10 protein-coding genes and 1 tRNA gene are annotated in these 11,959 nt (G+C 63.6%); 7 read left to right on the forward strand and 4 right to left on the reverse strand.

Translation table 11 applies throughout. The features are described 5' to 3' along the window. Positions 1-69 precede the first annotated feature (69 nt). Together HPO_RS03125 and tgt are read left to right on the forward strand one after the other, a co-directional pair. Positions 70-1,212, forward strand: a complete 1,143-nt coding sequence (locus tag HPO_RS03125; RefSeq protein WP_035594380.1) for an EstA family serine hydrolase — start codon at positions 70-72, stop codon at positions 1,210-1,212. A gap of 303 nt (positions 1,213-1,515) precedes the next feature. Beyond that, complete coding sequence (gene tgt, locus HPO_RS03130; RefSeq protein WP_035594383.1) at positions 1,516-2,655, forward strand: tRNA guanosine(34) transglycosylase Tgt; 1,140 nt, start codon at positions 1,516-1,518, stop codon at positions 2,653-2,655. A gap of 20 nt (positions 2,656-2,675) precedes the next feature. Here tgt and HPO_RS03135 read toward each other — a convergent pair whose 3' ends face one another. After that, a complete protein-coding gene (locus HPO_RS03135) occupies positions 2,676-3,287 on the reverse strand; it encodes a hypothetical protein (protein ID WP_035594777.1) in 612 nt (203 codons plus the stop codon). 114 nt (positions 3,288-3,401) lie between these two features. On the opposite strand from HPO_RS03135, the gene HPO_RS03140 reads away from it, so the two are divergent. Together HPO_RS03140 and HPO_RS03145 are read left to right on the forward strand one after the other, a co-directional pair. Further along, a tRNA-Lys gene (locus tag HPO_RS03140) sits at positions 3,402-3,477 on the forward strand. A gap of 249 nt (positions 3,478-3,726) precedes the next feature. Further along, entirely contained in the window at positions 3,727-5,073 is a 1,347-nt protein-coding gene (locus HPO_RS03145; protein ID WP_035594384.1) for an amidohydrolase family protein, read from the forward strand. A gap of 188 nt (positions 5,074-5,261) precedes the next feature. On the opposite strand, the gene HPO_RS03150 is transcribed toward HPO_RS03145, so the two are convergent. Continuing rightward, positions 5,262-6,437 carry an acyl-CoA dehydrogenase family protein gene (locus HPO_RS03150; protein WP_035594386.1) on the reverse strand — a complete coding sequence of 392 codons (1,176 nt, stop codon included), beginning with the start codon at positions 6,435-6,437 and terminating at the stop codon, positions 5,262-5,264. Positions 6,438-6,530: 93 nt separating this feature from the next. Here HPO_RS03150 and HPO_RS03155 point away from each other — a divergent pair, with 93 nt between their 5' ends. Beyond that, complete coding sequence (locus tag HPO_RS03155) at positions 6,531-7,295, forward strand: helix-turn-helix transcriptional regulator (RefSeq protein WP_035594388.1); 765 nt, start codon at positions 6,531-6,533, stop codon at positions 7,293-7,295. 81 nt (positions 7,296-7,376) lie between these two features. Here HPO_RS03155 and HPO_RS03160 read toward each other — a convergent pair whose 3' ends face one another. Further along, positions 7,377-8,786, reverse strand: coding sequence for a UDP-N-acetylmuramate--L-alanine ligase (locus HPO_RS03160; RefSeq protein WP_035594390.1), 1,410 nt, complete (start codon positions 8,784-8,786; stop codon positions 7,377-7,379). 107 nt (positions 8,787-8,893) lie between these two features. On the opposite strand from HPO_RS03160, the gene HPO_RS03165 reads away from it, so the two are divergent. Then, complete coding sequence (locus HPO_RS03165) at positions 8,894-9,406, forward strand: nucleoside/nucleotide kinase family protein (RefSeq protein ID WP_035594392.1); 513 nt, start codon at positions 8,894-8,896, stop codon at positions 9,404-9,406. A 14-nt stretch (positions 9,407-9,420) separates the two neighbouring features. Continuing rightward, positions 9,421-10,260 carry an LD-carboxypeptidase gene (locus HPO_RS03170; RefSeq protein WP_114105255.1) on the forward strand — a complete coding sequence of 280 codons (840 nt, stop codon included), beginning with the start codon at positions 9,421-9,423 and terminating at the stop codon, positions 10,258-10,260. 278 nt (positions 10,261-10,538) lie between these two features. Here the strand turns inward: HPO_RS03170 and HPO_RS03175 are convergent, their stop codons facing one another. Next, positions 10,539-11,957, reverse strand: coding sequence for an NAD(P)(+) transhydrogenase (Re/Si-specific) subunit beta (locus HPO_RS03175; RefSeq protein WP_035594394.1), 1,419 nt, complete (start codon positions 11,955-11,957; stop codon positions 10,539-10,541). Positions 11,958-11,959 lie beyond the last annotated feature (2 nt).

The following is an 11,959-nucleotide window of genomic DNA, read 5'->3' on the forward strand; positions in this document are numbered from 1 at the left end:
GCTGGCCTACCCAAACCGGAATAATCGGACCCGCCAGAAGGCCGGGCCAAATCCTTTTGGGGGAAACCAATGAGCCAGACCGAAATCCACGGGCATGTGGAGCCGCGCTTCGCCGCCGTCCGGGATGCTTTCGCGCAGAACTTCACCAATGGCGCCGAGAACGGCGCCGCCTTCTGCATGACGCTGGAAGGCAAGCCTGTGGTAGACATCTGGGGCGGCTATGCGGACGAAGCCCAAACCAGGCCCTGGCAGAAGGACACGATCGTCAACGTCTACTCGACCACCAAGACGATGACCGCGCTCACCGCGCTTTACCTGGCGGACAAGGGCGCGCTGAAGTTTGAAGACCCCGTCGCGAAATACTGGCCCGAATTTGCCGCCGCCGGAAAGGCAGATGTCACCGTCGCCCATCTGATGAGCCACTCGGCCGGCCTCTCGGGCTGGAAAGAGCCGCTGGTGCGCGAAGACCTCTACGACTGGGAAAAGGCCACCAGCCTCCTGGCTGCGCAGGCCCCTTACTGGACGCCCGGCACCGCGCCCGGCTATCACGCCATGACGCAGGGCTATCTCGTCGGCGAAGTCATCCGCCGCGTGGCGGGCGAAACGGTCGGCACCGTTTTCCGCAAGGAAATCGCCGAACCTCTCGGCGCGGACTTCCATATCGGCCTTCCGGCTACGGAGGATCACCGCGTCGCCGATCTCACGCCTCCGCCAGCCTCCGGCACGTTGGGGCAAGGCACGGCAGATCCGCTCATCGCCAACATGGCCAGCAACCCGCCGATCAACCCGCTGGACACGCGCACCCGCGCCTGGCGCGCCGCCGAAATCCCCGCCGCCGGCGGCACGGGCAACGCCCGCTCGGTCGCCCTCGTCCACACCATCCTCGCCAATGGCGGCTTTGCGGGAGGCAAGCAGATCATGTCCGAAGCCGGATGCCGCAAGGCGCTGGAACTCCAGATCGAAGGCAATGACAAGATCCTCGGCATCCCGGTGCGTTACGGCCTCGGCTTTGGCCTGCCCGGCGGGGTCGCGAATTTCCCCAACCCCAACACCATCTTCTGGGGCGGCTATGGCGGCTCCCTCGCCGTCATCGACATGGACCAACACGCCACCTACGCCTACGTGATGAACAAGATGGCCCCCACCACCACCGGCGACCTGCGCGCCTTCGGCATGCTGATGGCCGCCTGGCAGGTGTTCATGACGGGGTGAGGTGCGCGGTTGGAACTTCCGGAACAAACGCCAACGCGCAGCCCTCACCTCCCACGCCCTTCGGGCGCGGGCCCCTCCTCTCCCAGAGGGAGAGGGGTTAAGGGGAGCGCAACGCCAAACCCCTCTCCCGCGAAGTGGGAGAGGAGGGGCCCATCGCAAAGCGATAGGAGGTGAGGGCAGCACCCTCCAGAAGCTCATCTTGAGCGAAGTCGAAAGATAGAGCGGGCTTGCTCCCTCTCCCCCAAACCTGCCGCGCAGCCTCCCCACTTGGCTTCCCGCCCCCGCGCGCCTATACGCCCGCCCATGACCACGTTCCCCTTTGAAATCAGCGTCCGCGAGGGCAAGGCGCGCACCGGGCGCCTGAAAACCCCGCGCGGCGACATCCGCACGCCCGCCTTCATGCCCGTCGGCACCGCTGGCACGGTCAAGGCGCTCTATATGGATCAGGTCAAAGGCGCAGGGGCCGACATCATCCTCGGGAACACCTACCACCTGATGCTCCGCCCCGGCGCCGAGCGTGTGAAAAGCTTGGGCGGCCTGCACAAATTCTCCGGCTGGCGCGGTCCGATGCTGACCGACTCCGGTGGCTTCCAGGTCTGGAGCCTCGCCCAGCTCCGCAAGATGGACGGCGACGGCGTCACCTTCCAGAGCCATATCGACGGCTCCACCCACCGGCTCACCCCCGCCCGCTCCATCGAGATCCAGGCAGACCTCCTCGGCGCTGATATCTCCATGCAGCTTGATGAGTGCACGAATTTTCCGTGTACGCATGAAGAAGCCGCTCGCAGCCTTGAGCTTTCCCTCCGCTGGGGCGAGCGCAGCCTCGACGCCTTCGGTGCCCGCGACAGCCAAACCCTCTTCGGCATCATCCAGGGCTCAAACTTCCCGGACCTGCGCGAACGCTCTGCCAAAGGCGTTGCGGCTCAGGGCTTCGGCGGCATCGCGCTGGGCGGCCTCGCCGTCGGCGAAGGCCACGCCCAGATGTGCGCCACCATCGACATGACCGTGCCGCATCTTCCCGATCACATGCCCCGCTATGTCATGGGCGTCGGCAAACCCATCGACCTCGTGGAAAGCGTTGCCCGTGGCATCGACATGTTCGACTGCGTACTGCCCACCCGCTCCGGCCGCCACGGCCAAGCCTGGACCTGGGATGGCCCGCTCAACCTCAACAACGCCAAATTCGCCGAAGACATGGGGCCCCTCGACGAAGCCGTCGATTGCCCGGCGAGCCGCGATTACACCCGCGCCTATCTCCACCACCTCTTCAAGGCCGGCGAATATCTCGGCCCCATGCTGCTCTCCTGGCACAACACCGCCTTCTTCCAGGCGCTGATGGCAGAGATGCGCGCGGCCATCGCCGAGGGCCGCTTCGAAGCCTTGCGCGCAGAGCTCAGCGCCCGCTGGGAAAGCACAAAGTCAAAACCGAAAGCGGAGGGTTAGGGGAAGCCCATTGGCGCCCCCTACTTGTACTGAATCTTGCTGTCTTTCTCGAGCAGCTGCAGCGCGCCGAAATCCGGCTGCGCTGGCGGCGGGCAGCCCAGCGCCTGGCCATAGCCCTTCAGATAGGCCCGCCGCTGCGCGCCGATCTTGAAGGCCTGATTGTATTTCTTCTCATGGCTCTGCGCCCCGGTTGCCTGGCGCAGCAGGCCCCGGAAGGGGATCCACCCGGTCGATACATTGCGCACCGTATCCAGTGCGGCATCGGCCGCCTCATCGGCCAGGATCTCGCTGTTCAGCCGCGCGTCCGGCGCGCCGCTGTCCCAATCCCGGCCCAGCACGGCGTCCAGTTCGATGATGTCCATGGCGATTCCGGCGCAGGTCATTTCTTCTTCCGGGCCATAGGGTGAGGCCATGCCCGCCAGAAGCTGTGGAATTTCGCGGCGGCGCAGGTTGAAGTCATCCAGCGGGGCGGAGGCGGCTCCCGCAAGACCATCGCGGGTCTGGCTGGCAGCATCCCCGGCGGCGGTGCTGAGGGTGCGGCTCATCGAGCCGCTTTCGGAGGTATTTTGCGCCCCGCTCGCGCAGGCGGAGAGCATCAGGGCGGCCAGAAAAGGCAGTGCAATGTGTCGCATCCGGCAATCAGATGTGAAAAATATGGCCACATCAAGCCTCTGCGTGCAGGGAAGTGTTGACCGGCCCCGACTCCCGGCCTAAATGGCCGCTTCGGTCTTTCGAGGCCGTCGGTCGTGCCCATAGCTCAGCTGGTAGAGCAACTGACTTTTAATCAGTAGGTCACAGGTTCGAACCCTGTTGGGCACACCATCTTCTCCAGAAATTCAAGGCTTTGATCGGCGCAAAGACGCGCGCCGGAAATCTCCCCTTGCGGTGAGCAAGCTTGCGCGTGATCGCCTCACAATGGGTTGAGCAGTGAGGTTAATCCCGGTCTGCCGGTTGTCAGCCAGGGGAATCCCTGTTCCCTTACCGCACCCGCCGCCGCCAACCGGCGCCCTGATGACGCGGTCTCAACTGGCCTTGCCCGTCGCGTCGCCCCAGAGAAAGGATCGCCCCGACATGCTCCGCTCGCTTGTTCTGAAATCCGTCCTTGCCGTCATGGCGCCCCTGGCGGCGCTGGCCGCCTGTGTTGCGCCTCAGCAGACCGATGTGCTGGTGGTGGATGCCAGCGCCATATTTGATGGTCGCGATGTGATCCGTGATGCCCGCCTCGTGGTGCGGGAAGGGCGCGTCGAGGCGGTTGGTCCGCAGTCGGAGATCGCGGCACCGGCCGGGGCTGAGATACTGGACTATGGTGACCGCTTCCTCATGCCCGGCATGATTGCGTCCCATTCCCATGTTGGCACCGTTTCTGGCACCGAACATGGCGGGCGCTTCTATAGCCGCGAAACCGTGGAGCGCGATCTTGCGCAATTCCAGCGCTATGGCGTGGTGGCTGTGAATGCCCTGGGGCTCAATCGCCCGCTGTTCCATGAGCTGCGCAAGGAGTTGCGCGGGCCGGGTCATGACGGCGCAGACCTTTTCGGCGCCGGCGCCGGTGTCGGCGCGGTGGACGGCGCCCCGCCGATGGACCGGATGGGCGTGATGCCCGATCAGGCGATGCGGCCCGCCACCCCGGAAGAGGCCCGCGCGGCCGTCAGGGAAACGGCGGAAGCCGGGGTCGACATCATCAAGATCTGGGTAGACCCGATGGGGGGCCAGGTGCCGAAAATGCCGGAGGCGATCTACGCCGCCGCCATTTCAGAGGCCCATGCCCAGGGTCTGCGCGCCGCCGCCCACATCCATGATCTGGAAGATGCCAAGGGCGTCATCCGCGCCGGTGTGGACATTGTCGGCCATGGTGTGCGGGATGCACCGGTTGATCAGGAACTCATCGCGCTGATGCTGGAACAGGATGTCTGGTACGTCCCCACGATCAACATAGACGAAGCCAACTATATCTATGCCGAACACCCCGAATGGCTGGAAGATCCGTTCTTCCTCGCCGCGCTCAGCCCAGAGCTGGAGGCCCAGCTGCGCGATGAGGCCTGGCGCCAGCGCGCGCTGGACGGCGCCGGAAGCGCCCGGATGGCGGTGATGAACAATCTGCGCAATCTGCAGCGTCTGCATGCTGCAGGGGTGAAGGTCGCCCTTGGCACTGATTCCGGCGCTACGGCGCTGCGCATCCCGGGCTTTGCCGAACACCGGGAGCTTGAGCTGCTCGTACTGGCCGGCATGACACCAACAGAAGCGCTGGCGGCGGCCACCGCAAACGGCGCGGCCCTGATGGGGCTTTCTGATCGCGGCCAGCTTGCGCCTGGCTTCGTGGCAGACTTCCTGGTGCTGGAGGCCGATCCAACGGTAGACATCCGCGCCACCCGCTCCCTCGCCGAAGTCTGGCGCGGGGGGTATCGCGTCGATCAATAGGCGCCCTGTCTGTCACGGGGGTGGCCGAAGCTGTCCGGATTTGTCCGAAAATGTCCGGAAGTGTCCGCCCGTGTCCGCGTCCTGTCCGCTGGATAACCGGAATTGTCGCAAAAACTCCTTGTTTTTACAAGGTTTTGTGGCGTACCAGCCCCTTCGTAGCCTTCCAGCAAAAAAATTACGCCACCCTCCTAAAGTCCGAGCACCCCCTTGGCGATGATCCCCCGCTGCACCTCATTGGACCCGCCATAGATCGAGCCGGCCCGGTTATTGAGATAGCGGGGCATGGCCGTCACCAGCTCCGCAGGCCCAACCGGCGGCGTGTTGGAAAGGGGGTGGACCGCCTCCAGCTGGTGAACGCCCGCATAGAGGCCATTGGCCATCACGGCCACCTCATCCACTGCCTGCATCAGCTCAGTGCGTTGAATCTTAAGCATTGATGCGGCCGGCCCCGGCGGCTTGCCACTGGAAACGGCGGAGAGAATGCGCTGCTCTGTGCCCTTGATCGCCTCCAGCCCGGTGGACAGCTCCGCCACCCGCCGCATCAGGTCTGCCTCGCCCAGCCCCGTCACATAGCGTTGCAGCCGCGCGATCCCGGCCTCCAGCCCTGCGGAGGAGCCGCCCGAACGCTCGAATTCCAAAAGATATTTTGCGACCGACCAGCCATCATTCTCCTCGCCCAGACGGCCGGATTTGGGCACCCGCACATCATCGAAGAACACCTGGTTCAGCTCATGCTCCCCCGCCAGCGTGATGATCGGAGCGACCTTGATTCCCGGCGTGTTCATGTCCAGCAGCAGGAAGGTGATGCCCTTCTGTTGCTTGGCCTCAGGATCAGTCCGCACCAGACAGAACATCTTGTTGGCGTGATGGGCATGGGTGGTCCAGATCTTGGTGCCATTCAGCACGTAATCGTCGCCATCACTCACCGCCCGCAGCTGCAACGACGCCAGATCAGAGCCCGAGCCCGGCTCCGAATAGCCCTGGCACCAATAGTCCTCGCCCGAGAGAATCCGCGGCAGGTAATGGGCTTTCTGTTCCGGCGTGCCGTAACCGATGATGCACGGCCCCACCATGCCCAGCCCCATCGGCGCCAGCCCCGGCGCGCCCGCGCGGGCGCACTCGCTGGCGAAGATATAGCGCTGCATCTCGCTCCAGCCGGGGCCGCCATATTCCTTCGGCCAATGCGGCGCCACCCAGCCGCGTTCATGCAGAATGCGCTGCCAGGGCAGGGTGAATTCCGGCTCGATGAAAACGCTGGTGGCCAAGCGCCCGGCAGCGGCCAGTTCCGGGGTCAGCTTGTCCTTGAGGAAGGCTCGCACTTCTTGCTGAAATTCGATATCCTGCGGTGACAGATCTAGGTTCATTGCGTCGCCTCCCGGCTTTTTCTCTGGCTTTCTGAAGTTGGAGCAAGCGGGTCAGCGCGAGGCAAGCTGACGGAATTGATAGGGCCCCTTTTGATGGACAGCGACGGCCGCGAACCGGCATTCGGCGAGGTCATGCGCCTGGCGCGGGAGATCGACCAGGCCGGGCGGGACATCGGCCTGCCCTATATTGCTGTCAGCGCCGACCTTTCAGACCCCTCGCCGGTGGTGGGCGATGATGGCCGGCCGCTGGCCGAGACGGTGTTCCGCTGGGTGGACCCGAACCTCGCCTATTGGAAAGACCGGGCCTTTGCCCTGCGCGCGGGCATCATCCGTGTGGTGCGCGTCTGCGGAGAACCCTTTTATTATCATCAGGGCAAGATGCACAGCTGGCGGCAGGTGCGTGCGCTGGAGGGGGTGAACCAGCGCATCGATCCGGAGGCCTATGGCTCTTATGGGGTGCAGGGGGCGATCATTGCGCCGATCCATTCGCCGATGGGGGTGATTGGCGCCGTCGTCTGGGCGACGGATGACGCATCAGCCGATATTCCCAGTATTTTCAAGGCACATGGGCCAAGGCTTTACCTGCTGGCGCTGCGCTTCCTGTCCGCTTATCGCGACGCGGCGTTGCCCGCGGCGGCGACGGAACTGGTGGAGTTTACCCGCCGGGAAGCCCAGTGCCTGAAATGGGCGGCGGCGGGGAAAACGGACGCTGAAATCGCCACCATCATGGGCGTTTCGGCCCCCACGGTGCGCTTCCACATGACCAATGCCAGCCGCAAGCTGGGCGTTTCAGGGCGCTCGCAGACCATCCGCCTGGCAACGACGCTCGGCTATATCGGGCAGGGCGGCGGGGGCTGAAAACGCCCTCGAAAGCTCCCCAAAAAAACTCCAACCATTCCTCCAACGGAGGGGCAAAAGCTCCAACGGCGTTGGAGTTTTTCACCCCTTCGGCCGCGCCTTGAGGCTGGCCAGAAGCTCCTGCGCGAAGAGGGTGAGGGTGTCATCGCGCGCGCCCATGACGAGGATACGGTCGCCGGGTTCAGCCAGCTCCAGAAGGCGGGCGCCGCAGGCGGCGCGGTCGCCCAGTGCTTCGGCCTGGCGGCCAAGGGCGCGGATGTCTGCGGCGAGATCCTGACTGCCGACCGAGCGGTCTACCGTGCCGCCAAAGTAAGCCGGCTCCGGCATCAGGAGGATGTCTTCAGCGTCCAGATTCTCCGCAAAGCATTCGGCAAATTCGCGGCGCATGTTGCGCAGGGGGCCAAAGCCGTGGGGCTGGAACATCACGAGGACGCGGCCTGGGAACTGGTTCACGGTGCGCAGGGTGGCGGTGATCTTGTCCGGGTTGTGGCCGAAATCATCAATCACGGTGACGCCGCTTGTCGTGCCGATCACATCGAAGCGGCGGGAGATGCCGGCGAAGCTGCCGAGCGCTTCGGCAGCCTCTGCCAGCGTGACGCCGCAGGCCAGGGTGGCGGCAATGGCGGCGAGGGCATTGGAGGCGTTGTGGCGCCCCGGCGTGGCGAGGCGGATGGAAGCGGTCTCGCCGCTTTGTTGGTCGTGTACGGAGAAAGTGATATGGGTGGGCGCGGGCGCAATGTCGCGCGCCGTGAGGCGGGCGGCGGGGTTCTCGAGGCTGTAGGTGATCGCTTCGGGGAAATCCGCTGCCATGCGGGCGGTTTCGTCATTGTCGAGGTTCAGCACGACCGTTTCGGCGCGGGATGCAAAGCCGCCAAAGAGCGCGCGCAGCTCGTCCATCGATTTATGGTCGAGCGAGATGTTCGAGATGACGGCGACGCGCGGATTATAGCCGGCGATGGAGCCATCGCTTTCATCGACCTCGGAAACGAAGATGCCACTGTTGCCGACGAGGGAGCTGGCGAAGAGGGCGTCCGGTGTCTGGAAATTCTTCATCACGGCGCCGTTCATCACGGTGGGGCTTTTGCGCAGCGTGTGGAGTATCCAGGCGATCATGCCGGTGGTGGTGGATTTGCCGCTCGTGCCCGCCACGCCAATGGCTGTGGGCGCGGCGTTGAAGAGGGCCGAGAGCATCTGCGCCCGGCTCATCCGCTTCGCGCCGACACGCAGGGCGGCGGCAATATCGGGCACGGTGTCTTCCACGGCGGCCGAGGCGACGACGACCTGCTCGGCCCGCGTCACCCCGCTGCCATCCTGCGGATAGAGGCGGATGCCGCGAGACCGCAGATAGTCAAACTTCGCAGGTGTGCGTCCCTGATCCAGCGAGCGGTCAGAGCCCTCGATGATATGGCCCTGATCGAGCAGGATCAGGGCCAAAGGCAACATGCCGGAGCCGCCAATGCCGCAGAAGAAGTAGGAGGTGGGGTGAGTCATGCAGGCTCAGTCATAACTATGAAATCTGAAACTCAATGTAGTGGATTGTGCAGCTTTGTATATTCATCAGAACTGTGGGAGTTGCGCGCCTATTGGGAACGTCCGATATGATTGAAGTGCGAGACATAGATGAGCTTTTAAGCACCCTTCGAGCTGTTGTGGCACGGACGTGCATTGTCACCATCGATGGATGGCATGGCTCTGGTAAGTCCACATTGGCAAGTAATTTGGCCAATAGAATTGGGGCTAAACACTTAGACCTCGACTCGTTTTTGATTCCGGATCAGCGGGTATTTGTTGAAGCAATCCGGTACGAACAGCTTCAGCCCGCGATAGACAAAGCGAGTGACTCTTTAATTGTTTCCGGCGTGTGTATGTTGGAAGTATTGAGGCGTGTTGATGTGGTCCCCGACTGCAAAATCTACCTCAAAAGAATGGCTGATTGGGGGTGGGCGGATCAAGATGAAATTGAAGGTCAAAAGCTAGAGATAGTTGCTGAGGCTCTTGGAAAGCAGGTCTCCGAATTCGCCTTATCACTTGAGGTGCGCACCTATCACAGAAATCACATGCCACATGAAAATGCTGATATAGCATTCCTGCGATATGAGCGTTCTGATTGACCCAAGAGAATTAGATGACAAGCAAAGAAATACGCATCGGCATAGTCGCCCCCGGGAGGGCTCTCGATCAGTCCATTGCGGATCGCGTGACCGCTCTTGCGGGAGACGCGGCGGAGCTCATCTTCCATCCCCAATGTTTCCTCCGCGGCGGCCATTTCGCCGGGCCGGATAGCGCGCGCGCCGATGCCTTCGTGGAGTTTGCGAACGACCCCAGCCTTGATGCGATCTGGTTTGCGCGGGGGGGGTATGGGGCTTGCCGGCTCTTGGAGACCGCATTTGAGCGGCTGGGGGAGGCGGCGCGGCGCAAGACGTATATGGGGTATAGCGATACTGGGTTCCTGCTGGCGCGGCTGGCGCGGGAGGGGATTGGCCGGGTGGCGCATGGGCCGATGCTGGCGGATATTCTGCGCGAGGGCGGCGAGGCGGCCGTGCGCCGGGCGATCGGGTTTCTGAGCGGGGCGGACGGCGAGGCGGGCGTGGAGCCGGGCACGCGCGCGCCGGGGAAATATGCCGCCTATAATATCAGTGTGCTGGCAAGTTTGATCGGGACGGTGCATGCGCCCGACCTTTCGGGCGTGACGCTGCTGATCGAGGATGTGGGCGAGTATCATTACCGGCTGGACCGGCTGATGTTCACGCTGACCTCCAGCGAGACGGTGCGCGCGGCGGCGGGCATCCGGCTGGGCCGGTGCGGGCCTATTCCGGTGAACGATGTCGATTTCGGGCAGGACGAGGAAGAGATTGCGCGGCATTGGTGTGCGCGCAGTGGCATTGCGTATCTTGGCCGGGCGGATATTGGCCATGATGTGGAGAACAAGATCGTGGTGTTTGGGGCACGCTCGGCGAGCGTTTGAAATTCTCTGCGTTTCGTCACCCTCGACCGGCGCAGCCGGTCTGAGGGCCCATCTCCTCAACTTTCCGCATGCGTAACATTTATGGGTCGTCATCCCGGTTTCGCCAAAGGCGAAGACCGGGACCCAGTCTTTCTTTGCGCTGGGTCCCGGACGTTTGCTGCGCAAATTCCGGGATGACGACACACTGATATCGCCGGGTTCGACGGGTCAGGAAATGGGCCCTCAGATGCGCTTGCGCGCATCGAGGGTGACGAAAGCAACAACCGGCATTAACCGGATCACAGCGCCTTGACGATATCCTCGACCATCTTCTTGGCGTCGGCCAGGAGCATCATCGTGTTGTCGTGGAAGAACAGCTCGTTCTCGATGCCGGCATAGCCCGAGCCCATCGAGCGCTTGATGAACAGCACCGTGCGGGCGTTTTCCACGTCGAGGATGGGCATGCCATAGATCGGCGAGGTCTTGTCGGTCTTTGCCGCCGGGTTGGTCACGTCGTTCGCGCCGATGACGAAGGCCACGTCCGAGGCGGAGAATTCCGAGTTGATGTCTTCGAGTTCGAAAACCTCATCATACGGAACCTGAGCTTCGGCCAGCAGCACGTTCATGTGACCCGGCATCCGGCCCGCGACGGGGTGGATGGCGTATTTCACTTCGACGCCTTCGGCTTTCAGCTTTTCGGCCATTTCCTTCAGCGCGTGCTGGGCCTGGGCGACCGCCATGCCATAGCCCGGCACGATGATGACCTTGGAGGCGTTCTTCATGATGAAGGCGGCGTCGTCTGCCGAGCCCTTCTTGTACGGACGGTCCACACGGGCGCCGCCTGCGGCAGCGGCCGCATCCTCGCCGCCGAAGCCGCCGAGGATGACCGAGATGAAGGAGCGGTTCATGCCCTTACACATGATGTAAGAGAGGATCGCGCCGGAGGAGCCGACGAGGGCGCCGGTGATGATGAGCGCGAAGTTGCCGAGCGTGAAGCCCAGCGCCGCCGCGGCCCAGCCGGAATAGGAGTTCAGCATCGAGACGACGACGGGCATGTCTGCCCCGCCAATCGGGATGATCAGCGTGATGCCGAGGATCAGCGCCAGAGCCGTCAGCCCCCAGAAGGCCCAATGGGCGGTGCCGCCGGACTGGATGAGTATCACCGTCAGGGCGATGATGCCGACGGCGAGCGCGATGTTCAGCACGTGGCGGGCGGGCAGCAGGATCGGCGCGCCGCTCATATTGCCGTTGAGTTTGGCGAAGGCGATGACCGAGCCGGTGAAGGTCAGCGCGCCGATGGCCGAGCCGAGGCCGAGTTCGATCAGCGAGACGGGATTGATGCCGGTAACGCCGAGGATGCCGAAGCTGCCGGGGGCGTACAGCGCAGCGGACGCCACGAGCACGGCGGCGAGGCCGACGAGCGAGTGGAAGGCCGCGACGAGCTGGGGCATGTCCGTCATCGGAATTTTACGCGCGATGATGGCGCCGATGGTGCCGCCGATGGCGACCGCGCCGATCATCAGGGCCCAGGTGGCCGGATCCAGCGAATCCCAGAGCAGGATGATGGTGGTGGCAACGGCAATGGTCATGCCGATCATGCCGTTGCGGTTGCCCTTCTGGCTGGTGGCCGGGCTGGAGAGGCCGCGCAGGGCGAGGATGAAAAGGATGCCCGAGACGAGATAGAGCAGGGGCGCGTAGGTGGAATGGAACTGGTCCATAG

The sequence above is a fragment of the Hyphomonas polymorpha PS728 genome (genome assembly GCF_000685315.1).
Lineage (GTDB): Bacteria > Pseudomonadota > Alphaproteobacteria > Caulobacterales > Hyphomonadaceae > Hyphomonas > Hyphomonas polymorpha.